Source organism: Aeromonas sp. 2MA4, assembly GCF_029237305.1.
GTDB classification, from domain to species: domain Bacteria; phylum Pseudomonadota; class Gammaproteobacteria; order Enterobacterales; family Aeromonadaceae; genus Aeromonas; species Aeromonas salmonicida.
Genome location: NZ_JAACFY010000002.1, coordinates 131,776 through 155,308, shown reverse-complemented (window position 1 = coordinate 155,308; position 23,533 = coordinate 131,776). Strand labels below are relative to the sequence as shown.

The window sequence follows — 23,533 nt, the reverse complement described above, 5'->3', positions numbered from 1 at the left end:
TTGTCTCAGTCGGTCAGGCAGTCAGGATCAAACACATATTCACCGGCCAGCCAGCGCAAGATTTCGTTTACACACACCTGATCCTGAAATGGCAGGTAACGGCGCTTGAGATGGGCGATCTGCTCCTGGGTGAGCAGGGCCAGCCCTATGTCCTGAAACAGCGGCAGGTCTGCCTCTATCATCGCCGAAATCTGCGGCCCGCAGGTGGCATTGAGGGAGGCGTGCAGCGCCTTGTCAGCATCATACTGCTTGCCGAGCCGGTAGCTCATGGGCAGGGTGGCGAGCGGCAGCACAGAGAGCGCAGCCTGCTTCATGGGGTTGACTGCGTGGCCCGCGACCAGATCCACAAGTTCTGCCGGACGATTCTCGAAGGCGCGCAGGTGCAGGAAGCTGCTGGCCTTGCTGCCGTCGTTGACCGGGTAGTTGTCCCACAAAAAGGGTTTGCGCCCGAGCAGCTCGGTCACCTGTTTGAGGTGGGGGGCCGGGTATTCGCTGGAGCAGACCCTGGGGCCTGTCCAGAAAATCTCGAAACGGCGGTCGAGTTGCTGGCCTATATCCTCCAGATAGCGGGGGGGCATGGCGCCGAACACCTTTTCCAGCACGGGATCCGTGGAGTAGTAGCTGGGGCAGAAGATGAGACGGCCGGCCTTGCTGTGGGCCGCAATGTCGTGGGCTATGGTGAGCTGGTGGTGGGCCAGATCCGGGGTATCCCCCTTCATGTCATCGAACAGCACAGCCAGTATGTCAGGCTGCAGCGCTTCGTCGATGAGGCGCACCTTCTCCAACAGGGCCGGGCGCTTGCGATCATAGTCGTGGTGGGCACCCATGGGGCTCAAGCCCACCCCGAAGGCGAGGCCGTTGTCGCGGCACTGGCGGGCCAGCTGGCGCAGAGCCTCGAGCTCGGCTTCAGGCCAGGGCAGGGCCCAGTGCTTGCGCAGATGGCCATCTTCTTTCGGGGCATATATGTAGAAGCCGTAGCCGTGGCGTGGCAGCCATTGAGCGTAGCGGGCGCGGGCTTCCCAGCTCCAGCCCTTGCCAAAGAATCCCTCTATCAATCCCAGATTGGGAAACGGGGGTTGCAGGCCAGACAACTCGGTTTGGTAAGGCATAATGAACTCCCTGCTCGCAAAGGCGGGTCAGACGATGTGCGTCAGACCGGGTCTTCTTCCTGAAAGCGCACCCCTATCTTGCGGGGCTTGCCCTCTTCCATTTCGGCCACTGTCCAGATCAGGCCCTGCCATTCGACTTGGTCGCCGACGACCAGATTATCGCCCAACTGGTCGGCAAGAAAATCGCCAAGTGTCTGATCCGCCACCTCGCTCACATCCAGCCCGTAGAGCGGTGCCAGGTCCACCATATTGGCGGCCGCCTCCAGCAGGAAGTCACCGAAGAAGCGCGGGCCCAGATCCTGCTCAGGGGCCTGACTGAACAGCTGGCCGAGAGCAGGCAGATCTCGCTCGTGTCCTATGACGCAGAGAATGTCATTGGATTGCAGGCAGGTACTGCCCGAGGGGTGCAGCAACTCCTGATCCCGGAACAGGGCGCAGATGCGGGTACCCTTGGGCATGCGCAGATCCCGCAGGGGCGAGCCGATGCACCACTTCTCGGCGCTGAGGCGGTAGACGAAGGTCTCCCACTGGCTGTCCAGATCTATCTCAAGCCCGGATCGGTTGATGGGTGACGGCGGTGCCGGTACCTCAACCCTGGCCAGCTTTGATGCCAGCGGCAGCGAGCTGCCTTGCAGTATGAGAGAGACCAGTACCACGAAGAAGGCGACATTGAAGTAGAGTTGGGCGTTGGGCAGCCCGGCCATCATGGGGAAGACCGCCAGTATGATGGGCACGGCGCCGCGCAGCCCCACCCAGGAGATGAACCAGCGCTCGCGGGGCGCGAAGTTCTTGAACGGCAAGAGGCCAATCCAGACAGAGACGGGACGGGCGAACAGTATCATCCAGGCGGCGAGTGCCAGCGCCGGCAGGGCGATGGGCAGCAGCTTGTGGGGGGAGGCCAGCAGCCCCAGCACCAGGAACATGCCGATCTGGCTGAGCCAGGTCAGGCCATCGAGTACCGACAGCGTGGTACTGCGACTGCGCAGGGAGAGGTTGCCGAGCAGCAGGCCGGTGAGATAGATGGCGAGGATGCCGCTGCCTCCGATAGCCGTGGTGAGTGCGAAGATGAGCAAGCCACCACTGACGGTCAGCAGGGGATAGAGGCCCGGAGCCAGCCTGGCGCTGTTGATAAGTTTCCACAACAGCCAGCCGCCGCACAGACCTATGCCGGCACCGAGGCCAAACTGCTTGCCCAGTTGCAGCAGCAGGAAGAACCAGTCCAGCCCCTGTTGGTTGGTGGCAAGAATTTCGATCAGGGTGACGGTGAGAAACACCGCCATGGGGTCGTTGCTGCCGGACTCTATCTCCAGGGTGGCACTGACCCGCTCGTTGAGGCTGCGCCCGCCGAGCAGGGAGAAGACAGCCGCCGCATCGGTGGAGCCGACGATGGCGCCGATCAGCATGCCCTGCATCAGGTTGAGGTCGAACAACCAGGCGGCGGCCAGACCGGTCAGCCCTGTGGTGATGGCCACGCCGACGGTTGCCAGCGAGAGCGCGGGCCAAAGTGCGACCCGAAAAGAAGAAACCCGGGTACGCATGCCGCCGTCGAGCAATATGATGGCGAGCGCCAGGTTGCCTACCAGATAGGCGACCGAGTAGTCAGCGAAGTGAATGCCGCCAGGACCATCTTCCCCGGCCAGCATGCCGACCGCGAGAAATATCACCAGGATGGGGATGCCCAGACGAGAGGAGAGCGCGCTCAACAGGACACTGGCTCCCACCAACAAGGCCGCGACTAAAAAGAAACTGTTGATGGCGACGGCATCCAATGGCGAACTCCTTCTGTCAAAATGCAAAACAGGCACATTATATGCAGTTTGTTGGGCGCAGTGTGGCTTAATTGTGCATTTATTTGCAGTTTTTTACATTTTCAGTGCTGCCAGGAACTGGGTTTTTGCCTTGAAGATGGCGGGAAGGAAGGGAGAAGGAAGTCCTGTTCTATGTGAACGGGATCACTGAGCCTGCATCAGTATGGAGAGGGGGAGTTTTGCCCTCGTGAAAAACAGCAGGGGCGCCACAATGGCGCCCCTGGCGGGCTGAGAGGGCGATCAGTCGTCCTCGTCATCCTTGACTTCCCGTATCTTGTCCTTGTATTTGGGCAGCTGTTTCTCCAGCCGCTTCATGTCCTTGATGGCATTGAGAAACATGCCAAGCAGGAAGAGCAGTGGCAAACCAATCCACAGCCAGAGATTCATGGGGTTTTCCTTTCGTCAGGACAGGTGGTGACATAACGGGCCAAAATCTCGTCAAGATGGGCCAATATGGTCGATTGGCCTTCAATATCCGCCTGTTGCAGGCAAAGCGCCAGCGCATCCGGATCCAGCCGCTGCTCTCTGGATTCCAGCGCGAAGCTGATATGCCAGGGTTCGTAGGCGACACCGCTGCCGCTACCCACAGGTCTGGCATAAGGCAGGAAGAAGCCGAAGTCATTCATGTGGTCGGTCAGCCAGTCGCCGAGGTCGCTAAACCAGCCCCCGGCTTCATACTCCCAGGGCTCCAGCGCCAGCTTGGTACCGGCAGGCAGGCAGTCGGGATCATAGATGTCCAGATCCGTGCCCCAGTGATGGCGGCTGGTACCGGGCAGGGCGCTCCAGCGTAATATGGCGTGCAGCCGTTCGCACTCGCTCAGTTGCAGCGTATCCATAGGCTGGTTGTTGGCATCCAGCAGGGGGCGCTCACCGCGCCACTTGCCATTCCAGATGGCGAGCTGACGCTCGAAGCTGCGCCAGCTGGAGGCCGCCTGCAGGTTGTGCCCTTCGTGGGCGGCGGCCACCTGCATGTCGTTGAAGGCCGCTGCAGTGGCAGCGGTCAGGCGATGAGGCCCGCGTCCCACCAGAACAAGGTGACTCTCGTCGAGCCCCAGCAGTTGTTCCTGGGTCATGCCAGCAATCTCTCGAGTACCCCTTGGTACATCTCTGCCAGCAGATCCAGATCCTCGGCCTTCACGCACTCGTTCACCTTGTGGATGGTGGCATTGACGGGGCCGAGTTCAATGACTTCGGCCCCTGTGGGGGCAATAAAGCGCCCATCCGAGGTACCGCCCGTGGTGAGCAGGGCCGGTTGCTGGCCGTTGACCGCCGCTACCGCCGCCACTGTGGCCTCCAGCAGGGCGCCGGTATCGGTCAGGAAGGGCTGGCCTGAGAGGGTCCATGTCAGTTCGTAGTCCAGACCGTGCTTGTCGAGCAGGGCCTGGACGCGTTCACGAATATCCATGTCGGTCAGTTGTGTACTGAAGCGGAAGTTGAATTGAACCTGCAACTCCCCCGGAATGACGTTGGAGGCGCCGGTGCCGGCCTGGATATTGGCAATCTGGAAGCTGGTGGGGGGGAAGTAGGCGTTGCCTTCATCCCATACCGTCTCGGCGAGCTCAGTCAATGCCGGCGCCGCCTTGTGGATGGGGTTGGCCGCCAGATGGGGATAGGCCACATGCCCCTGCACGCCACGCACCAGCAGGTCCCCTGTGATGGAGCCACGTCGACCGTTCTTTACCACGTCTCCCACCACATGGGTGGAGGAGGGCTCGCCGACGATGCACCAGCGGATCTTCTCGTTGCGCGCTTCAAGGGTGTCGATGACACGCACTGTGCCATTGATGAAGGGGCCCTCTTCATCCGAGGTGATGAGAAAGGCGATGGACCCCTTGTGATCCGGATGCTCGGCCACGAAGCGTTCGACGGCCACCACCATGGCGGCGAGGGATCCCTTCATGTCGGCGGCGCCGCGACCGTAGAGCACGCCATCCTGGATGGTCGGTTCGAACGGCGGTGTGTGCCACTTCTCCAGCGGCCCGGCCGGTACCACGTCGGTGTGGCCGGCGAAGCAGAACAGGGGGCCTTCGCTGCCACGGTGCGCCCAGAGGTTGGTGGTGTCTTCAAACACCATGGGTTCGATGACGAAGCCAAGACGCGCCAGGCGTTCGCTCATCAGGGCCTGACACCCTTCATCCTGCGGGGTAACGGAGGGGCGGCGGATCAGATCCTTGGCCAGTGCGATGACGTCCGACATCAGCGTTCCTTAAAAAAGTTTAACGAGAGAAGAGGGATTGATAGTGATCAGCCTTGAAACCCAGGGTCAGCTCGCCGTCCCGATCCAGCAGTGGGCGCTTGATCATGGCAGGATGTTCCAGCAGCAGTGCGCGCGCTTTTGCGGTATCCAGCCCCTGTTTTGCTTCATCCGGCAGGGCGCGGAAGGTGGTGCCACGGCTGTTGAGCAGAGCTTCCCAGCCAAGCTTTGCCAGCCAGCTATCCAGCACGGCGGGATCCAGGCCATCGGCCCTGTGGTCGTGAAAGCGGTAGTCGATGCCAGCCTCGTCCAGCCACTTGCGGGCTTTCTTGATGGTGTCGCAGTTTTTGATGCCATAGAGGGTGGTGGCCATGGGGAGTCCTTGTCTGCGGGCGTGGGCCCTGAAAGCTGAAACTTGAGATCTGAACATGAAATCAAGGAAAGGCCCGATTCTGGCATTGTGGCGATCTCAAGGCAACGCTGGCGCTGCGACTCGGGGGATTTTACCAGGGGAGTCGCCAGCCAAAGGGGAAGAGTCAAATGCAGTGGCGAGGGGAAAAGAGCCCGGCGCACGGGGCGCCGGAGGGGATCATAGCTCGCAGAGGGATTGGCACCAGAGATGCAATTCTGACTCGAACCAGTTGAGCATGGCGTGGTTGTCGTCGCGGCGATGGCGGATGAGGCTGACCTCGAAGGTCGGCAGGGTAAAGCGGGTCTCGTACTCCACCAGATCCAGCAGCGGCATCAGTGGACGCAGCACCCTGGCTGGCGAGGTCAGCAGCAGGGGGGCATAGGGCAGTATGAAGGGCGCTGCCAGAAAACTCTGCACTATCAAGGGGGTATGGCGGGTCATGCCGTGCGCTGCGAGCAAGTCATCGACTATGCCCCCTTCGCTGCCACGGGGGGCGACCAGCAGATGCTGGGCCTTGGCGAAAGACTCTATGCAGAGCACCTGACCCTGAAAGGGATGGCTGCTGTGGGCGGCGCAGATCAGCTTGTCTTCAAACAGCGGGATGCGGCGAAAGCGACCGGGTACCTCGTCCTGCTTGCTGATCACCATGCTGACAACCCCTTCGTCGAGCTGGTCTTCGTAATCTGCATTGAGGGGCACCATGTGGATGCGCAGGTTGGGCGCTTGCTGCTGCAGTCGCCCCAGCAGGCTTGGCATCATCACATATTCCACATAGGTGTGGGCACCGATGCGCAGTACTCCCTCGAACTGGCTCGGGTCGTGCTGTTCGGGCTGGCTGAAGGTCTGCTCTATGTCGTGCAGTATTTCCCGCAGTGGCAGCAAGAGTGCCTGTGCCCTTGCGGTAGGCTCCATTCCCAGGGGGGTGCGGATCAGCAGGGGATCGTCATAGAGCAGCCGCAGGCGGGCCAGAGCCCGACTGACGGCAGGCTGGCTCATGGCGAGTCGCTCGGCGGCCTTGGTGGTGTTGCGTTCCTCCAGCAGGGCCTTGAGCACCACCAGCAGGTTGAGGTCGACGCCTCGTAAATTCATTCTGTGCATAATGGAATACTAATAAATCATTTCCTTAAGCAAGGCCTTCACTTTAGTCTCACTCCCCGTCGATGGTCAGCATGAAGCTTGGATAAATCAGCGATTTATACAAACCCATGTTGTCCTGTTACCTCTTTCGCGTGGTGCCGGGGGTGGCAAGATTCGACAGCCTGAACTCTTTACTCTGGTCATCCAGAGCGTTGCTTGCTTAGTACCCGCCTTTGAGGCGGGTTTTTTTTGCCTGCGGTTCAGGAAAGTGGGCCCGAAGAAGTACAAAACGCGCCAGCGGGCGCGTTATGGTGATGAATGTCTGGATCAGGGGGCAACAGGCCATTGGTAGTCAAACACCCTGGCACGCTCCCAAGGAGCGTCCGGCAGGCCGGAGGAGAGGCCGGTGTATTTGCCCACATCGTCCACCACTATGGTGGAGAGGATCGGCAACTGGTGTTCGGTGCAGTACATGCGGATGCGTTGCAGCAGGGTGCGCAGCTCATCCTGGCTATTCTCCAGCCCGGCCTGCCTGGCCAGTTTGGAGTAACGAATGGTAGTGCGTTCCTTTGCTGACTCGACGAGGATGTCCCATAGCTTGTAGTCGCAGGTTGTGGTGCCTGCAGTGGCTTGGTTTGTCATAACTCTCTCCGGCGCGAAATGGTCGCTGTATGTCGATGGGCATCTTGGCCAGTTCACTGGCCCCTGACGTTGATCCAGAGCAAAAAAGCCTGAGGTTCCTCGCCAGAATGCTTGGCAAAGGGATTCTAAAGCTTTGCTATTAGTTTAAATTTCCATTTTTTATTGTTTTTTTGGAGTTTTGTTCTGGCGAAGTGAGGCTCCGTCATGGTTGGCGACCAGGAGCAAGGAAAAACGGTGCCGTCTATGTCTGTATCCTCCTGTTGCTGGCTCATATGGCCCTTGACCAAACAGCGACCGGACCAACGATTGAACCCGCTTGTTTGCCGCTAGCAGAAGAGCCTGCCTTCACCGCCGCCCGGCTACTCCTCCTCTTTTGCCAGGTAGGCCAGGTGTGCCTGCGCTGCCAGATGCCAGCCATCGAGCCCAAGAGGGGCGGCAAAGCCCGGGCCGTCGGTCACCATGGTGTGGTATTCCCCTTGTTCCCCACACAGATCGAACCCCTGCCGGTTCGCCAGCGCCTTTAATTCAGTGATGGCGGATGCGTCCAGCACTCGGCCGACCCAGCCGGGTGCCAGCGTGCGGGTATCGACGCAGGAGAGGCGGGCGACGATGCCGCGCCCGAGCATGTCGCTCAGCAGCGCTTCGCGAGATTGCTGCCAGAGCGGTGTGTGTACCTCAAGCCCCAGCGGGCGGCAGCGTTCGCGGATCCAGTTGCTGGCGCCCCCCACGCTGTCGATATCGCCGGTCACCACCCCATCGAGTTTCCACTCCTGCCGCAAGTCGGCCAGTGCCCTTTCGTAGCTCTGATCGAATGGCGCCTCTATGGTGACCAGCTGATGGGGCAGGCCCAGCGCCTCGGCCTGACGGAGCACCAGCGGCAAGGGATGAGCCAGAAAACGGGGCGCAGGGGGGGCAAAGGTGACCAGTGCCACCACCTGATGCCCCTGCTCACGGGCATGACAGAGGGCCTGCATGGCATCTTTGCCGCCGCTCCAGAGCAGGATGACGCGAGACATGGAGTCGATTCCGATGGTGAAAGAGGGAGCATGCTACCCAGTGGCGGGGTCGCAGGTAAAGCCGTGGTGTGAAATCGTAACGGGAATAGACAGGGGGAGAAAAGAGCAGGCCCCCGACGTTGGGGGCCTGTGTGGCAATGGCGTGATAAACGCCGCTGCGATTAGAGCAGTATGCTGGTCAGTACGTAACCCAGGGCGCAGGAGCTGCTCACCCCGATCAGCCCCGGAATGATGAAGCTGTGGTTGATGATGAACTTGCCGATGCGGGTGGTGCCGGAACGGTCGAAACCGATACAGGCCAGATCGCTCGGGTAGGTCGGCAGCACGAAGTAACCGTAGCTGGCCGGCAGGAAGGCGATCAGCAGCTTGGGCTCCACCCCCAGCGCCAGACCCATGGGGGCGATGGCGGTCAGGGCGGCAGCCTGGCTGTTGACCAGCTTGGAGATGAGGAACAGCACCAGGGCGTAGGTCCAGGGCTGGGCCTGTACCACGTGGGACAGGGTTTCTTTGAGCAGCGGCATATGGGCCTGGAAGAAGGTTTCGCTCATCCATGCAACCCCGAACACGGAGAAGATGGCGACCATGCCGGCCTTGAAGACAGCCCCGTTGGCGATCTCACCTGGTTTGACCTTGCAGCGCATCAGAATGATGGCACCGGCGATCAGCATCATCATCTGGATCACCAGGTTCATGGAGAGAGGGCCTGTCTTGTCCTTGATGGTGAAGACGGGGCGCAGCCCTTCGTTGGCGCCAAGCAATACCACGGCAGCGATGGCGGCGAAGAAGATCCAGGTAGACCAGTAGGCCTCTTTCGGGAACTTGGTGTTGAGCAGAGTTTCACCGCCGCCATAGATGAAGGCGTGCTGCTCCGGATCCTTGATCCTGGCCTGAAACTCTTCATCCTTGTCCAGATCCTTGCCGCGACGCAGGCTCCACAGGGCCGCCATCATCACGCCGGTCAACGAGGAGGGGATGGCAATCATCAGGATATCCAGCAGGCCGTAAGCCTCACCTATACCGTGCCCAGCTGCCAGTATGGAGACCATGGAGACCACGGCGACCGAGACTGGCGAGGCGCAAATCGCCATCTGGGAGGCGACGGAGGCGACCGCCATCGGCCGTTCCGGGCGGATGTTCTTTTGCAGCGCTATGTCGGAGATGATGGGGAACATGGTGTAAACCACGTGGCCGGTACCGCACAGGAAGGTGAGGGTCCAGGTGGTGAGCGGGGCCAGTATGGTGATGTATTGCGGGTGACGGCGCAGCAGACGCTCGGCCACCTGCATCATCAGGTTGAGGCCGCCGGCGGTCTGCAGGGTGGCGGCGCAGCCGATCACCGCGAGTATGGTCAGCATGACTTGCACTGGCGGTTCGCCCGGCGCCAGGCCGAACACGAAGGTCAGCAGGAACAGACCTATGCCACTGATGAGACCCAGTCCCATGCCCCCAAATCGGGTACCCAGCAACAAGCAGCCGAGTACCACCATAAATTCCATCAAGATCATTCCATTACCTCGCGTGATTTAATCCATATCTGTGCTGTGTTGAGCTCATGGACCGGGATTGTCTGTTTTTATTTAGCCCTAAAGGGTTAGTGGGTATTGTGCCCTTGTCAAAGGGGCAAAAAATTGAGGTACTTCAATAACTCATCGCTTTTTGATTTAACTGCATAAAAACCACGTATTAACATGATTGTTATTTGAAGGGGTTCTGGTTGGTATCATACGGGGCTGGCATCTTGAGGGGCAGTACAGCAAGGCTGCAGCCAGAAGGGGAAGTGTGATTAATTGTGGTGGCTGCGAGGGGCGAATGCCGTGGGGCGGGCAATAAAAAGCCGACCTTGAGGTCGGCTTTGTCGGCAAAGGGCCGTTATCAGAATTCGGCGGTACGGGGTGTACGGGGGAAGGGGATAACGTCACGGACGTTGCCCATACCGGTCACGTAGACCACCAGACGCTCGAAACCGAGGCCGAAACCGGCGTGCGGGACTGTGCCGAAGCGGCGCAGATCGCGATACCACCAGTAATCTTCCTTGTTCAGACCCATTTCGGCCATGCGCTGATCGAGTACCTCGAGGCGCTCTTCACGCTGGGCACCACCGATGATCTCGCCGATCCCGGGGGCCAGTACGTCCATGGCGGCAACTGTCTTGCCGTCATCGTTGAGACGCATGTAGAAGGCTTTGATGTCTTTCGGGTAGTTCTTCACCACTACAGGAGACTTGAAGTGCTCCTCGGCCAGATAGCGTTCGTGCTCGGAGGAGAGATCGATGCCCCAGGAGACAGGGAACTCGAACTTCTTGCCACAGTTTTTCAGCACTTCGATGGCATCTGTGTAGTCGATCTGGGCAAAGTCGGAGGAGACGAAGCGTTCCAGACGACCGATGGCATCCTTGTCGACGTGCTGGGCAAAGAACTCCAGATCGTCGCGGCGCTCGGCCAGTACGGCGTTGAAGACGTATTTGAGCATGGCTTCGGCCAGGGCGGCGTTATCGTCCAGGTTGGCGAAGGCAATTTCCGGCTCAACCATCCAGAACTCGGCCAAATGGCGGCTGGTGTTGGAATTCTCGGCGCGGAAGGTGGGCCCGAAGGTGTAGACCTTGGAGAGGGCACAGGCGTAGGTTTCGACGTTGAGCTGGCCGGAAACGGTCAGGAAGGTCTCCTTGCCGAAGAAGTCCTTGTCGTAATCGACCTTGCCAGCGTCGGTGCGCGGCAGGTTTTCCAGATCCAGGGTGGAGACGCGGAACATCTCGCCGGCACCTTCGGTGTCAGAGGCGGTGATGAGCGGAGCCGCAATCCATAGGTACCCCTCTTCATGGAAGAAGCGGTGGATGGCCTGGGCCAGGCAGTTGCGCACCCGGGTCACGGCGCCGACTATGTTGGTGCGCGGACGCAGGTGGGCCTGTTCACGCAGGTACTCTATGCTGTGGCGCTTGGCGGCCATGGGGTAGGTGTCCGGATCTTCGACCCAGCCTACGACCTTGACGTCGGTGGCTTGCAGTTCGAAAGCCTGACCGCTGCCCTGGGAGGCGGCAACCACACCGGTCACTTCCACGGAGCAAGCTGTGGTCAGACGCAGCACTTCATTCTCATAATTGGCCAGGGTATTGGGGACAACTGCCTGTACCGGATGGAAACAGGAGCCGTCGGATACGGCCAAAAATGAGATCCCCGCCTTGGAATCACGGCGAGTCCGGATCCACCCTTTTACTGTCTGGGTGGTGCCAACCGCATATTTACCGGTCAGCACATCTACTACGGATGCGTGCGTCATCGAAATATTGTCTCCAGCTTGTTCTTGCAGCGCTATTTGCAACACTAGGGGTCTGGCCCGGGCATTCACTGGCCCATCATGGCAGACTAAGCCGACAATCTTACCCGCGCGGGTTTGATAAACAAGCAAAAATGTCGGACTCTGGAGGGGATTTATGCTCGGATCACCTCATGGCCGGGCCAGTGGGGCAGGGGATGGACGTGAAAGAGCGGCGACAGGGACCGGACTGGTTGACCAGAGGGCTGCAGGGCTTGGTGATCCTCTGCTGGGCGGGCTTTATCGTGCTGCTCTCCCTCTATCACTATGCGCGCCCGGAAGTGGCGTACGGTTTTCTGGTCTACGGGGGGATAGCAGTTCGCGATTATTGGGATCCCGTACTGACTCCCTGGCTGGTGTATTGGCTCTGGGGTTGTTGCCTGCTTACCCTGGCGGTGTTTTTGCTGGAGCGTAAACGCAGCCGACGACGGGAGGACTCACTGCACGTCAATCTGACCATACTGCTGCTGATCTTCATCGCCAGTTTGCTGTTCTACTATGCGGGCTAATCCTGCTTTTTGTCCGGCTTCGCCTGCGCAGCAGGGCGCTTGCCGAGCTGGCGTTCCACACTGTCGAGCATCTGGTTGTAAGCCAGTGCCACCCGGCCAATCTCGTCCCCTTCATCCCCTTCCAATCGGTGACCGAAGTCATGCAGGTCGGTGGCCTCTTCCATGGAACGGGTCAGCTGGTTGAGGGGGCGAACTATCCAGGTACGAATGACCCAGAGAGTCAACAGCAGCCCCAGCCCGAAGATGCCGGTGAGAATAAGTGCCGACGTGAGAATGTTCTGCTCGACCCGGGTAAAGAGGGTGTCGAGGGAGTAGTCAAAGCGCACGGCCCCCAGCACAGTGTTCTCCGGTACCAGATGGCAACTTGTGCAGTCTGTGCCGCGAAAATCTTTCTTGGCCAACAGCGGTCGGGTTACCACCAGCTTGCTGTGCATGCCGTCGTGCACCACCTCCAGGCTGCCCTTGCCCGCCAGCGCCAGTCGATCGTACTCATCCTTGCCCTGCTCTGTTTCGCGGCCCGGCCCGTATTGCTTGCTGATTGCATCACCGCGGACGATGCGGGCATCTTCCACGTGGGCGTGATCGAGGAACTTGTTTCGCAGTGTGTCGCGAGCGTCCATCTTGCCGGTCAGCATCAGCATGTTGAGGCCGTCGAAATAGGCTTCGGTCTGCTCGCGGCTCTGCTCCTTGATAAGCGTCAGGATGAGGTCGCGCTCGCGCACCGCCTGATAGGCCGCGGAGAAGACCAGCACCATGGAGAAGATGAACAGCAGGAAGAAGTTGATTTTGGCAGCAATGGAGAGGCGCATGGGAGCAGTACATCTGTTGGGTAAAACCCGCGCAGTCTACTCGTCATGGTCGCCCGGGTCTGGTGTCTTGCTCACATTCTGATAAAAAAGAGTCAAAAGGCCCTGCATTGTCATGCAGGGCCTTTTCATGCCGGCTTAGAACTCGCCGCTGGCGATGGCTTCATGGATGGCCTGGGTCAGCACACTCAATTGTGCCGGTGTGATGACGAAGGGGGGCATCAGGTAGATGAGTTTGCCAAATGGCCGGATCCAGGCACCCAACTCCACAAACTTGCGCTGGATACGGGCCACATCTACCCGCTCCTTCATCTCCACCACGCCGATGGCGCCAAGCACTCTCACATCGGCAACCAAAGGGTTCAGGGTCAGCCGCACCAGCTCGGTTTTGAGCTGGTGCTCGATGGCCTGCACCTGTTCCTGCCACGGTGAGGCCAGCAGCAGATCGATGGAGGCAAAGGCCACGGCGCAGGCCAGCGGATTGCCCATAAAGGTGGGCCCGTGCATAAAGACCCCCGCTTTCCCGTCGCAAATCGTGCGGGCGACGTGCTCAGTGGTGAGGGTGGCAGAGAGGGTCATGTAACCGCCGGTGAGCGCCTTGCCAAGGCACATGATGTCGGGGCTGATGCCAGCCCAGTCACAGGCAAACAGCTGGCCGGTGCGACCAAACCCGGTGGCAATCTCGTCGGCAATCAGCAGCAGGCCGAACTCGTCGCACAAAGCGCGTACCCATTGCAGATAGCGGGGGTGGTAGAAGCGCATGCCGCCCGCTCCCTGCACTATGGGTTCGAGGATGATGGCTGCGATCTCTTCATGATGGTCAGCGACGAGCGTGGCGAGATCCACCACACACTCTTCGTCCCATTGGGCGTGGAAACGGCAGCTGGGGGCCGGGGCAAAGTAGTGCTCGGGCAGGAAGCCCTGGTAGAGCTCGTGCATGCCGCCATCCGGGTCACAAACGCTCATGGCACCGAAGGTGTCGCCGTGATAGCCGCCGCGCAGTGTGACGAACTTGGCTCTGGGGGTGCCTTTGGCGTGCCAGTACTGCTGGGCCATCTTGAGCGCCACTTCCACTGCCACCGATCCCGAGTCGGCCAGAAACACCCGGTCCAGACCGGCCGGTGTGATCTCCACCAGCTTGCGGCACAGCTCGACCGCCGGGGCATGGGTCAGGCCGCCAAACATGACATGGGACATCTTGCCGAGTTGGGCGGTGGCGGCCGCGTCGAGTTCAGGCACCTGATAGCCGTGTATACAGGCCCACCAGGAGCTCATGCCATCCACCAGTTCGCGACCATCGGCGAGAGTGATGGTGACTCCTTTGGCGCTGGCCACTTCATAGCAGGGCAGGGGATGGGTGAGAGAGGTATAGGGGTGCCAGATGTGATTCAGGTCGAATTCTTGGTTGGTCATTTTATGTTCTATTGTCAATTGGTTTGATCTGGTCGGTGTTGACAGTCTACGCGCGCTCTCTACACTAGCCAACAATTTCAGCCACTTGGCTCCTCACTCGCTGGATGGCGCGGGGGCAAAGTGGCGGGTCCGGGGCTCGGCCATCCAGGATGGCGGGCGCAGGATCCCACTTATAACAACCGGAAGCCATGTATGAATGCTCACACCGCGGGCGGCCACGCCCTTCGTCACGACTGGACTCTGTCCGAGGTTCAGGCCCTGTTTGCCCTGCCATTCAACGATCTGCTGTTCCAGGCTCAGACTGTCCACCGCGCTAATTTCGACCCCAACGAAGTGCAGGTGAGCACCCTGCTCTCCATCAAGACGGGTGCCTGCCCGGAGGATTGCAAATACTGTCCCCAGAGCGCCCGCTATCACACAGGGCTCGAGACAGAGCGGCTGATGGAGGTGGAGAAGGTGCTGGAACGGGCCCGTGAAGCCAAGGCCAACGGCTCGTCCCGTTTCTGCATGGGGGCTGCCTGGCGCAACCCCAAAGAAAAAGACATGCCCTACGTCATCCGGATGATTGAGGAGGTGCGCGGGCTGGGCATGGAGACCTGCATGACCTTGGGGATGCTCACCGCGGATCAGGCCGCCCGCCTCGGTGCCGCAGGTCTTGACTACTACAACCACAATCTCGACACCTCGCCGGAGTTCTATGGCGAGATCATATCCACCCGCACCTATCAGGACAGGCTCGATACCCTGGAGCATGTGCGCGGCGCCGGCATGAAGGTCTGCTCCGGCGGCATCGTCGGTATGGGTGAGCAGGCAAAAGATCGGGCGGGCCTCTTGATGGCGCTGGCCAACCTGCCGCGCCACCCGGAGAGCGTGCCCATCAACATGCTGGTGAAGGTGAAAGGGACGCCGCTTGAAAACGAAGCGAATCTCGATTCGTTCGAATTCATCCGCACCATAGCCGTGGCACGGATCATGATGCCTGCCTCCCATGTGCGCCTCTCCGCCGGGCGGGAGAAGATGAACGAACAGATGCAGGCCATGTGCTTTATGGCAGGTGCAAATTCGATTTTTTATGGCTGCAAGCTGCTGACCACGCCAAACCCGGATGAGAACAGCGACATGCAGCTGTTCAAACGGCTCGGCATTCGCCCCGCCCAGCGGGCCCAAAAGCCGGATCAGGTTCAGACATTGGAACTGGAAGCCGAGCTGCTGGCCGAGGTGAGCCGCCAGAGCGAACCTGCCGAGATGTTTTATGATGCCACCCGTCCTCGTGCAGGGGTTGCGCGGTCATGAATGGCCTGGCGGTAAAAGGCCCCTTTGCATTGGGCGCCGCGCTGACCGGGCGAGAGCTGGCAGCGCTGCTTCGCCGCCGCACTGCCACCGATGGCAGCGTGGGGGGGAGGCTGCAGGTCGATGGCCGCGACTACCTCAACTTCTGTGCCAACGACTATCTGGGGCTGGCCGATCATCCTGCCATCAAGGCCGCTTTCAAGGACGGGATTGACTGCTATGGGGCTGGCTCCGGTGCCTCGCCCCTGGTGACCGGCTACAGCCGTGCTCACCAGCAGCTGGAAGAGACCCTTGCCGACTGGCTCGGGGTGGAGGCGGTGCTGCTGTTCAACTGCGGATTTTCCGCCAATCAGGCGGTGCTGAAAGCCTTGCTCGGCAAGGAGCATCTGCTGTGGCAGGACAGGCTCAACCACGCCTCCCTGCAGGAGATGGGCAGCCAGCTCCCCTGCAAGATGCAGCGCTTCGGTCACAACGATATGACTGCTCTCGAGCGCCAACTCGAACCAAACCGGGGTTTGATCGTCTCGGAGGGGGTGTTCAGCATGGATGGGGATCAGGGCCCCTGGCCTGAGCTTGCCCGCCTGGCCGCCCAGAGCGGCAACTGGCTGATGATCGACGATGCCCACGGCCTTGGCGTGTTGGGGCCGGAGGGGCGCGGCACTCTGGCGGCGCAAGGGGTGGCTCCGGCATCCGTACACATCCAGATGGGCACTTTCGGCAAGGCGCTTGGGGTAGCCGGCGCCTTTGTCGGCGGCAGCCGCGAGCTGGTGGATTATCTGGTCAATTTCGCTCGCCACTATGTCTACAGCACCCATATGCCGGCCGCCCAGGCGTGTGCCGTGAGCAAAAGCATCGAATTGGTGCGCGCTGCCGACGAGTCCCGCGCCCATCTTGCCCGCCTTATCACCCGCTTTCGGCAGGGCACCGCCGCCCTTGGCTGGCAGCTTGGGGCATGCGAGACCCCCATACAGCCGCTGCTGGTTGGGGAGAGCAGTGCGGCCCTGCAACTGGCCGAGCTGCTGCGGGATCGCGGCGTCTGGGTGAGCGCCATCCGCCCGCCCACTGTGCCGGCGGGTACGGCGCGGCTGCGCATCACGTTAAGCGCGGCTCACAGCGAGCAGGATGTGGACCGCCTGCTCGAGGCCCTCGGCCCTTGCTCGGGCAGTGCCAGTTTGGAGGGGATTCATCATGGATGAGCGTTTCCAGTCGGTCGACAAGGCCCAGCTCGCCCGCCGCTTTGGCGCGGCCGCCCGTCACTACGATGCCCATGCCCGTTTTCAGCAGGAAGTCGGTTTGGCGCTATTGGATCGTATGACTGGGGAGCCAGTGACACCCGCTTCCTTGTCAACATCATCTCCCATATCCGGGCTGGATCTGGGTTGTGGTACCGGATTTTTCCTGCCCCACCTCGCCAGTCGTTGCCACCAGTTGCATGGACTGGATCTTGCCCCCGGCATGTTGCAGCAGGCGGCTCTGCGTGGCAGCGGTGCGCAACTTGTGTGCGGCGATGCCGAGCGTCTGCCGTTTGCCGACGGGAGTCTGGACTGGGTCTTCTCCAGCCTCGCCCTGCAGTGGTGTGAACGACCGTCGCAGGCGTTTGCCGAACTCCACAGGGTACTCAAACCCGGTGGACAACTGCTGTTCTCGACCCTGCTTGTCGATTCGCTCTGGCAGTTGCGTGAGGCCTGGCGCACGGTTGACGACCATCCCCATGTCAATCGCTTCCTCAGCCTGCCACAATTGCAAGATGCCGTTGCCGCAGGGGGCTTCACAGCGCCTTGCCTCGAGAGTCTGGCCTGGGCGCTCTCCTATTCCGAGTTGAGCGATCTGCTGCGCGACCTCAAGGGCATAGGAGCCAGCCAGCTCAATGATGCGCGTCAGTCAGGTCTGAGCAGTCGGCTGCGCTTGCAGCGCCTGACGGAGGCTTATGAAGCCTACCGTCAGCCGGATGGCCTGCTGGCCGCCAGCTATCAGGTGTGCCTGGGGCGCCTGATCCGCCGATAGCTGGCCTGAGTCGCCCCTTGCCGGGTCTGTCCGGGGGACGCAATGTGCGAACAAGTCGGGCTGAACTCATCTTCTGTCCCGGATACTTGATATGCAGGTGATCTGCCCCTATAAACGGCGGGCTGTCGCCTGATTTGTGTTGAGGAGTCATCATGGTTAAATCCTTCTTTATCACCGGCACAGATACCGATGTGGGCAAGACGCTGGTCGCCCGCACCCTGCTGCTGGAGTTTGTCGCCCATGGCATTCAGTGCGCCGGTTACAAGCCGATCTCCGCTGGCTGTGCTCGCACCCCGGATGGGTTGCGCAACCTGGATGCCGTCTTGCTGCAAGAGGCAGCCAGCCTGTCGCTGCCTTACGATATGGTCAATCCGTATGCCTTTGAACCGCCCATTGCGCCCCATATCGCGGCCAGCGAGGCCCGTGATGCCATTACCCTGAAGGGTCTGTCCGACGGTCTGCGCCAGATAGAGCAGGCGGGTGCCGAGCTTGTCGTGGTAGAGGGGGCGGGCGGCTGGTTTCTGCCGCTGGATCGCAAGCATCTGCTGTCGGATTGGGTCAAGCAGGAGAACATGCCGGTGATCATGGTGGTGGGGGCCAAGCTGGGTTGTCTCAACCATGCGCTGCTCACCTTTGCCGCCATTCGAAATGACAATCTGCCGGTGGCAGGCTGGGTCATGAATCGGCTGTACGGATCCATGAGTCACTACCAGGAAAACCTGGACACCTTGAGGGGCTTGCTCCCCGCGCCATTTTTGGGTGAAATACCCTTTGTAAACAATCCACTTGAGGCTGATTTGCGCGGGCGTCTCGATATATCCCCTCTGCTCTGAACCCGACATTCAGCGAACATTCATCGAATCTATCTATTATGCGGAACAGGTGTGATACCGACCGGCTGTGAACCGGCACGGAAGGCACCTATCCATATCTCACAAGGAGTCTATATGAAGCGAATTATGCTATTCCTGGTGACCAACCTGGCCGTCATGCTGGTGCTGGGGGTGGTACTCAATATCCTGTTCTCGGTTCTGGGGATCAACAAGTCCAGCATTTCCGGTCTGTTGATGTTCTGTGCCGTGTTCGGTTTTGGGGGTTCCTTTATCTCCTTGCTGATGTCCAAGTGGATGGCCAAGCGCAGCTATGGCGTCCAGGTCATCGAGCAACCCCGTAACGAGACAGAACACTGGCTGGTCAGCACAGTTGCCCGTCAGGCCCGTGAAGCGGGTATCAAGATGCCGGAAGTGGGGATCTACGACTCGCCGGAGATGAACGCGTTCGCTACCGGTGCCCGTCGTGACGATTCCCTGGTCGCCGTTTCGTCCGGCCTGCTCTACAGCATGAGCCGCGACGAGGCGGAAGCCGTGCTGGCTCACGAGGTGAGCCATGTGGCCAACGGCGACATGGTGACTCTGACCCTGATCCAGGGGGTGGTAAACACCTTCGTGATGTTCTTCGCCCGCATCGTGGCCGGTGTCATCAGCAACTTCTTCAGCTCCAACAACGACGAAGAGAGCAGCAGCTCCGGTGGTTTTGCCTACATGATCACAGTGTTCGTGCTGGAGATGGCATTCGGTGTGCTGGCCTCCATGATCGTCATGTGGTTCAGCCGTCAGCGTGAGTTCCGCGCCGACGCAGGTGCCGCCAAGCTGGCGGGTCGTGACAAGATGATTGCAGCGCTGCAGCGCCTCTCTCGCGGTGCCGAGCCACAGATGGAAGGCTCCATGATGGCGTTTGGCATCAACGGCAAGCGCTCCATGAGCGAGCTGTTCATGAGCCACCCGCCCATCGAACAGCGCATTGCCGCTCTGCGTGGTTGATGCCATTCGGTCTTGAAAAAGGCCTTGCTAAAAAACGGCTGCCCTTGGGCAGCCGTTTTGCTTTGCAGCGTTCTTTAAAGCTTGAAGCGACCCATCTCCTGGCGCAGCAGCCGTGACAGCTGCTTGAGCTTGGCGGCCTCCTGCGATACATGACGGGCCGCATCCCCCGACTGTTCGGAGAGGGAGGTGATGTGGCCGACGGTGGAAACCACCTCGTTGGCGGCGGTGGATTGCTCGCGCAGTGTGTGGCTTATCTCCCCCATCAATCCGGTCAGGTTGGCTGCATGACTCTTGATGCTGGTGATGGCCTCGCCGGTCTGGTTGGCCAGACTCACGCCGCGAGAGACGTTGTTGACCGTATTCTCCATGCTGCGGATGGAGGCATCCGCCCCGCTCTGGATCTTGCTGATCATGCCGGTGATCTGCTGGGTCGAGGCCGCCGAACGACTGGCGAGATTGCGCACCTCGTCGGCCACAACCGCAAAGCCCCGTCCCTGTTCTCCCGCCCGCGCTGCCTCTATGGCGGCGTTGAGGGCCAGCAGGTTGGTCTGATCGGCGATGCCGCGGATCACCTCTATGATGTCCGAAATCTGCTGGGTGTGGCTGTTGAGCTCGGAGAGGCTGCTGGCCGCATCCCCTACAGTGCTGGAGATGTTTTCTATGCTGTCCAGGGTCTGCTTGATGACGCCGGAACCCTCTTCCAGGGTGTTGGCCGACACCTTGCTCAATTCGTCGGCATGGGTGGCGTTGTCGGAGAGGTGGCTGATGCTCACCACCAGCTCCTCGATGGCGGCCGCCATTGTCTGGGTACTGGTCTGCTGGGAGGTAGCAAACTGGGCTGTCTGCTCCGCTATCTGGGCTATGCTGTCGGCCGAGCCTGACAGCTCCTCGCTGGAGTGGGAGACCTGGGCGATGATCCCCTTGAGGGTTGACTGCATGGTGGCCAGCAGGCCGATCAGGCTCTCTTGTGCGCCAACGGGTACCTGGATCTGACGGGAGAAATCCCCTTGCGCCAGACTGTTGAGATCGCTTCTGAGCTGGCTGACCGAGGTGCCGGTCAAGTCGAGCAGGGCCCGATAGGTGCGCCACAGGAAGAACATCAATACCAGGCCCAGGGCGATAAACAGATAGCGCAACATGGCAGACTGGCTGGTGGCATCGTCCACCGCCTGCTGGGTGCGGGTCTCCATCATGACGTAGAAGTCATCGATGGGGGCCATGATGCGTCCCTTGTTCTGGTGATAGGCCTTGTCATGCATCATGGCGATGGCTTTTTGCTGGTTGACCGCGAGATCCCCCTCCTGCTGTTGTACCAGCTTGAAGGCGGCGACTTCGGTACTGACTAGGGCATCCGAGTTGTTCTTGGCCTCGTTGAGCTTGGCCAGCTCACCGTCGGTAAACCCGGCATCCTTCATCAGGTCGATGAGGCCACGCCGCAGCGAGGTGTCGGGTCTGGGGTTTTGACCACTGGCCGCCACGAAATCCCAATAGATGCGGTTGTAGCCTTCCGGTCTGTTCTGTTCGCCGTTGCGTATGGCCAGGATCCGCATGTACTGCTGCTCATAGGCGGGATCCTTGGTGATCACATAGGTGCGACCGAGCCGGGTCAGATCGTCGGAGGATTGCCTTAGCTCATCGGCCAGCAGATAGGATTGGTAGCGTTGTTGATAACTCTGCTCGAGTTTTGTCCCTGACCAGGTGTAGGCAAAAAATACCAGCGATAGCAGGATCAGGGTGACAACGGAGAGCAAGAGATTGAGTTGAAAGGCAGGTCTGTTCTGTTCCATGGTTTGAGCGTCCTTATTCTCACCAGAATAACCCCCTTTGTCACACGGCGAAGGCCGGTACTTCTGAAGGTTTTTATTGTTCTGCAGTGAGTATAGGGGGCTAGAGGAGCAGCATGGCTCGGGTATGCCGAGAAAAGGGAAGGGGGTAAAAACAGCGGGGAAAATAAGGGCCGGGGGGCGCTTAACCCATGATGCTCCCGGCCCGCACTATTATCGCGGCCCGATCACCAGATCGGTCAATGGCACGGCGCAGCAGGTGAGGATCTTGCCTTCGGCCCGCTCGGCTGCCGTGATGGCCGGGGCATCCGGGTGATCCACTTCCCCCGAGACGAGGGTCTGCTTGCAACTGCCGCAGATGCCGGCGCGGCAGCTCCAGGGCAGCTCCACTCCCTGCTTGTGGGCTTGATCCAGTATGGTGCCCTGATTGTTGCCAGCGAAGGCCTCTTCACCGATACGCAGTTGCACCGCCTGATGGGGGCGAGTCACCGAAAGAATGGCGCCGCCAAAGCTCTCCTGCTTGATGCGGTCCGCAGCAACGCCGAGTGCGCACAATCTGGCGGCCGCATCGGCCATAAACCCGTGAGGACCGCAGATAAATACCTCGCGCCCGGTCAACCCCTTGACCTGGGCCAGATGATCATCGCACAGCCGCCCTTTGAGCCCCTGCCAGTGAGCATCCGGCTGGCTCAGGATCAGGGTCAGTTGCATGCCTGCCTGGCTCAGGGCGTGCAGCTCGGCGGCGGCCGGTATGTCGGCCTCGCTGCGGCACAAATGCATAAAGTGCACGTCGCCGAGTTCGTGTCTGAGATGCAGGGTGCGGGCTATCGACAGCATGGGGGTCACGCCCGAGCCAGCCGAGAGCAGCAGCAGGCTGCGCTCGGTGCCGAGGTGAAACTCGCCCGCCGGTGCGGCCGCCAGCAGGGTATCCCCCACCCGCAGCTGGTGGTGCAGCCAGGGGGAGATGCGCCCTTCACCCAGGCGCTTGACGCTGATGCTGTAGCGCTCCGGCAGCTCCGGGCTTGAGCTCAGGGTATAGCGCCGTTGCAGCCGCTCGCCCTTGATATCCAGACTGATGGGCAGGTGCTGGCCCGGCAGGTAGTCGGGCAGCGGCTCGCCGTCGGCGGCTTCGAACCAGAAGGTTTCCAGATCCCGTGCCAGCGGCTCGCGGGCGACGCAGACCAGCTCCCGCTTCTTCGGCGCCGCATTGGGATAGACCACGGCCCGGGCGGTTTCAAGCACCTCTATCTCGCTGCCCGCCTCAATCCAGCCCTCGTTGAGGGCCACCAGATTCTGGCCGAAATAGACATCCCTATCCTCGCCACGACGATAGCGGGTGAGGGTGGCCAGCGGCTCCTTGAGGGCATTGAAGCGATCCGTGCCCGCCTCCACCGTGGTCATGATGCAGCGGCTGCAGGGCTTGGCCACACTGAATTCCACCTCGCCGATGCGGATGCGCACCCAGCTGTCCTCCTCGAACGGCCGGGTTCCGGTTGCCACCAGGTTGGTACGAAACTGGCTCATCTGGTGCAGGGCATCGGAGCGCAGGTTGAGGTCATCGAGCGAACTCTGGCTGATCAGCAGCAGGGGATAACCGTCGGCGAAGCTGACCCGGGTGCCGGTTTTTTCCCGGAAACGATCCGATTGCTCGCCGAGCCAGAGCAAGGCGACCGGCTCACCAGCGACCTTGCTCAGCCAGAGATCGGCGCTGATATCGGTATGCAGGGCGGTGAAGCTGTCGCGCCAGACGCCGGTAGTCCGAGGTGTGCGGGAAAAATTCTGTTCTCGCAGCGTGAGCGGTTCAAATCCCGGATAGCGCAACTGCAAGCCGCCCTCTATGGGAGTTGCCACTACTTGCTGTAGCTGGGGATGGGTACGGGCCGTGATAAAAGTGCCGTCCGGTTTGACCACCATGTAGCGGCGATCTCCCTGCAATCCCTCTTCGGTCACCAGAGCGCGAGTCAGTGGCATGCCTGCCGTTGATTTGATGGGGTAGAGATGAATGCTGTCGAGTATTGGCATGTCCTGATCCTGTGAAGTGCCCTGTGTCAACAAGGGGAAGAGCGCTGTGACTGTCGTGGCAGCCATCCCTGCAGTGTGCTGCGCCGATTGTCGAAGGTGCGACATGGTCAACCCAATCACATCTTCAATCGGGCAAGATGTTACAGGGGTCACGTTCTGTTCTCCATACCCCATAAAGTGCAACATTATTTGATCCTGATCCGTCAATCAGTACAAAAATCAGTCCACTATCGAACCAGCTTCCAGTTTCTAACGCTTTCGCTTCTTCCCTCTCCGGCCACCGTCCGCTTCGGCTAAACGGTATCAAGTGCCATCGGA

The 23,533-nt window shown here is 60.4% G+C and carries 21 protein-coding genes; 6 read left to right on the top strand and 15 right to left on the bottom strand.

The window, feature by feature from the left end:
• Positions 1-5: 5 nt before the first annotated feature.
• The 11 genes from GWQ31_RS03265 to asnS all read right to left on the bottom strand — a co-directional run bounded on the left by GWQ31_RS03265 (position 6) and on the right by asnS (position 11,531).
• Positions 6-1,109, bottom strand: a complete 1,104-nt coding sequence (locus GWQ31_RS03265) for a beta-N-acetylglucosaminidase domain-containing protein (RefSeq protein WP_275908621.1) — start codon at positions 1,107-1,109, stop codon at positions 6-8.
• Between the two features lie 41 nt (positions 1,110-1,150).
• Positions 1,151-2,878, bottom strand: a complete 1,728-nt coding sequence (locus GWQ31_RS03260; protein ID WP_275908620.1) for a potassium/proton antiporter — start codon at positions 2,876-2,878, stop codon at positions 1,151-1,153.
• Between the two features lie 279 nt (positions 2,879-3,157).
• On the bottom strand, positions 3,158-3,304 hold the full coding sequence (locus GWQ31_RS03255) for a hypothetical protein (RefSeq protein ID WP_017411705.1): 147 nt from the start codon (positions 3,302-3,304) through the stop codon (positions 3,158-3,160).
• Positions 3,301-3,990 carry a M15 family metallopeptidase gene (locus GWQ31_RS03250; protein ID WP_275908619.1) on the bottom strand — a complete coding sequence of 230 codons (690 nt, stop codon included), beginning with the start codon at positions 3,988-3,990 and terminating at the stop codon, positions 3,301-3,303. The genes GWQ31_RS03255 and GWQ31_RS03250 overlap by 4 nt, the downstream gene beginning before the upstream one ends.
• Positions 3,987-5,114 carry a succinyl-diaminopimelate desuccinylase gene (gene dapE, locus GWQ31_RS03245; protein WP_275908618.1) on the bottom strand — a complete coding sequence of 376 codons (1,128 nt, stop codon included), beginning with the start codon at positions 5,112-5,114 and terminating at the stop codon, positions 3,987-3,989. Before dapE ends, GWQ31_RS03250 begins: the two co-directional genes overlap by 4 nt.
• Before the next feature lie 19 nt (positions 5,115-5,133).
• Positions 5,134-5,484, bottom strand: a complete 351-nt coding sequence (locus GWQ31_RS03240; protein ID WP_113721132.1) for an ArsC family reductase — start codon at positions 5,482-5,484, stop codon at positions 5,134-5,136.
• 216 nt (positions 5,485-5,700) lie between these two features.
• A complete protein-coding gene (locus GWQ31_RS03235; RefSeq protein WP_011898932.1) occupies positions 5,701-6,612 on the bottom strand; it encodes a LysR family transcriptional regulator in 912 nt (303 codons plus the stop codon).
• 315 nt (positions 6,613-6,927) lie between these two features.
• The gene (locus GWQ31_RS03230) at positions 6,928-7,242 is read right to left on the bottom strand and encodes a hypothetical protein (protein ID WP_005312982.1); all 315 of its coding nucleotides are present in this window, start codon (positions 7,240-7,242) and stop codon (positions 6,928-6,930) included.
• A gap of 359 nt (positions 7,243-7,601) precedes the next feature.
• Positions 7,602-8,258 (bottom strand): adenine nucleotide alpha hydrolase, encoded by a 657-nt coding sequence (locus GWQ31_RS03225; RefSeq protein WP_265434626.1) that lies wholly within the window; start codon positions 8,256-8,258, stop codon positions 7,602-7,604.
• A gap of 161 nt (positions 8,259-8,419) precedes the next feature.
• Positions 8,420-9,763, bottom strand: a complete 1,344-nt coding sequence (locus GWQ31_RS03220; RefSeq protein WP_017411707.1) for an anaerobic C4-dicarboxylate transporter — start codon at positions 9,761-9,763, stop codon at positions 8,420-8,422.
• 367 nt (positions 9,764-10,130) lie between these two features.
• Entirely contained in the window at positions 10,131-11,531 is a 1,401-nt protein-coding gene (gene asnS / locus GWQ31_RS03215; RefSeq protein WP_059112591.1) for an asparagine--tRNA ligase, read from the bottom strand.
• Between the two features lie 194 nt (positions 11,532-11,725).
• On the opposite strand from asnS, the gene GWQ31_RS03210 reads away from it, so the two are divergent.
• Positions 11,726-12,076 (top strand): hypothetical protein, encoded by a 351-nt coding sequence (locus GWQ31_RS03210; protein WP_011898929.1) that lies wholly within the window; start codon positions 11,726-11,728, stop codon positions 12,074-12,076.
• Here the strand turns inward: GWQ31_RS03210 and GWQ31_RS03205 are convergent.
• Both GWQ31_RS03205 and bioA read right to left on the bottom strand, forming a co-directional pair.
• Entirely contained in the window at positions 12,073-12,885 is an 813-nt protein-coding gene (locus GWQ31_RS03205) for a HAMP domain-containing protein (RefSeq protein WP_005312995.1), read from the bottom strand. The genes GWQ31_RS03210 and GWQ31_RS03205 overlap by 4 nt on opposite strands.
• A 135-nt stretch (positions 12,886-13,020) precedes the next feature.
• Positions 13,021-14,295 (bottom strand): adenosylmethionine--8-amino-7-oxononanoate transaminase, encoded by a 1,275-nt coding sequence (gene bioA, locus GWQ31_RS03200; protein ID WP_275908617.1) that lies wholly within the window; start codon positions 14,293-14,295, stop codon positions 13,021-13,023.
• 192 nt (positions 14,296-14,487) lie between these two features.
• Here bioA and bioB point away from each other — a divergent pair, with 192 nt between their 5' ends.
• The 5 genes from bioB to htpX all read left to right on the top strand — a co-directional run bounded on the left by bioB (position 14,488) and on the right by htpX (position 19,409).
• The gene (bioB, locus tag GWQ31_RS03195) at positions 14,488-15,588 is read left to right on the top strand and encodes a biotin synthase BioB (RefSeq protein ID WP_275908616.1); all 1,101 of its coding nucleotides are present in this window, start codon (positions 14,488-14,490) and stop codon (positions 15,586-15,588) included.
• Positions 15,585-16,781: an 8-amino-7-oxononanoate synthase gene (gene bioF / locus GWQ31_RS03190; RefSeq protein ID WP_275908615.1), complete on the top strand. Its 1,197-nt coding sequence runs from the start codon at positions 15,585-15,587 to the stop codon at positions 16,779-16,781. Before bioB ends, bioF begins: the two co-directional genes overlap by 4 nt.
• Positions 16,771-17,589 (top strand): malonyl-ACP O-methyltransferase BioC, encoded by an 819-nt coding sequence (gene bioC / locus GWQ31_RS03185; RefSeq protein ID WP_111589156.1) that lies wholly within the window; start codon positions 16,771-16,773, stop codon positions 17,587-17,589. Before bioF ends, bioC begins: the two co-directional genes overlap by 11 nt.
• Before the next feature lie 152 nt (positions 17,590-17,741).
• A complete protein-coding gene (bioD, locus tag GWQ31_RS03180) occupies positions 17,742-18,422 on the top strand; it encodes a dethiobiotin synthase (RefSeq protein WP_111589129.1) in 681 nt (226 codons plus the stop codon).
• Positions 18,423-18,536: 114 nt separating this feature from the next.
• Positions 18,537-19,409: a protease HtpX gene (gene htpX / locus GWQ31_RS03175; protein ID WP_005313012.1), complete on the top strand. Its 873-nt coding sequence runs from the start codon at positions 18,537-18,539 to the stop codon at positions 19,407-19,409.
• A gap of 74 nt (positions 19,410-19,483) precedes the next feature.
• On the opposite strand, the gene GWQ31_RS03170 is transcribed toward htpX, so the two are convergent.
• Together GWQ31_RS03170 and GWQ31_RS03165 are read right to left on the bottom strand one after the other, a co-directional pair.
• Positions 19,484-21,196 (bottom strand): methyl-accepting chemotaxis protein, encoded by a 1,713-nt coding sequence (locus GWQ31_RS03170; RefSeq protein WP_042468385.1) that lies wholly within the window; start codon positions 21,194-21,196, stop codon positions 19,484-19,486.
• Positions 21,197-21,406: 210 nt separating this feature from the next.
• Positions 21,407-23,215, bottom strand: coding sequence for an MOSC N-terminal beta barrel domain-containing protein (locus GWQ31_RS03165; protein ID WP_275908614.1), 1,809 nt, complete (start codon positions 23,213-23,215; stop codon positions 21,407-21,409).
• Positions 23,216-23,533 lie beyond the last annotated feature (318 nt).

Bases quoted from the DNA above. Each gene is read 5' to 3' on its own strand.
- GWQ31_RS03265 (WP_275908621.1), bottom strand. From the start codon at position 1,109: ATGCCTTACCAAACCGAGTTGTCTGGCCTGCAACCCCCGTTTCCCAAT.
- GWQ31_RS03255 (WP_017411705.1), bottom strand. From the start codon at position 3,304: ATGAATCTCTGGCTGTGGATTGGTTTGCCACTGCTCTTCCTGCTTGGC.
- GWQ31_RS03250 (WP_275908619.1), bottom strand. From the start codon at position 3,990: ATGACCCAGGAACAACTGCTGGGGCTCGACGAGAGTCACCTTGTTCTG.
- dapE (WP_275908618.1), bottom strand. From the start codon at position 5,114: ATGTCGGACGTCATCGCACTGGCCAAGGATCTGATCCGCCGCCCCTCC.
- GWQ31_RS03240 (WP_113721132.1), bottom strand. From the start codon at position 5,484: ATGGCCACCACCCTCTATGGCATCAAAAACTGCGACACCATCAAGAAA.
- GWQ31_RS03235 (WP_011898932.1), bottom strand. From the start codon at position 6,612: ATGAATTTACGAGGCGTCGACCTCAACCTGCTGGTGGTGCTCAAGGCC.
- GWQ31_RS03230 (WP_005312982.1), bottom strand. From the start codon at position 7,242: ATGACAAACCAAGCCACTGCAGGCACCACAACCTGCGACTACAAGCTA.
- GWQ31_RS03225 (WP_265434626.1), bottom strand. From the start codon at position 8,258: ATGTCTCGCGTCATCCTGCTCTGGAGCGGCGGCAAAGATGCCATGCAG.
- GWQ31_RS03220 (WP_017411707.1), bottom strand. From the start codon at position 9,763: ATGATCTTGATGGAATTTATGGTGGTACTCGGCTGCTTGTTGCTGGGT.
- asnS (WP_059112591.1), bottom strand. From the start codon at position 11,531: ATGACGCACGCATCCGTAGTAGATGTGCTGACCGGTAAATATGCGGTT.
- GWQ31_RS03210 (WP_011898929.1), top strand. From the start codon at position 11,726: ATGGACGTGAAAGAGCGGCGACAGGGACCGGACTGGTTGACCAGAGGG.
- GWQ31_RS03205 (WP_005312995.1), bottom strand. From the start codon at position 12,885: ATGCGCCTCTCCATTGCTGCCAAAATCAACTTCTTCCTGCTGTTCATC.
- bioA (WP_275908617.1), bottom strand. From the start codon at position 14,295: ATGACCAACCAAGAATTCGACCTGAATCACATCTGGCACCCCTATACC.
- bioB (WP_275908616.1), top strand. From the start codon at position 14,488: ATGAATGCTCACACCGCGGGCGGCCACGCCCTTCGTCACGACTGGACT.
- bioF (WP_275908615.1), top strand. From the start codon at position 15,585: ATGAATGGCCTGGCGGTAAAAGGCCCCTTTGCATTGGGCGCCGCGCTG.
- bioD (WP_111589129.1), top strand. From the start codon at position 17,742: ATGGTTAAATCCTTCTTTATCACCGGCACAGATACCGATGTGGGCAAG.
- htpX (WP_005313012.1), top strand. From the start codon at position 18,537: ATGAAGCGAATTATGCTATTCCTGGTGACCAACCTGGCCGTCATGCTG.
- GWQ31_RS03170 (WP_042468385.1), bottom strand. From the start codon at position 21,196: ATGGAACAGAACAGACCTGCCTTTCAACTCAATCTCTTGCTCTCCGTT.
- GWQ31_RS03165 (WP_275908614.1), bottom strand. From the start codon at position 23,215: ATGCCAATACTCGACAGCATTCATCTCTACCCCATCAAATCAACGGCA.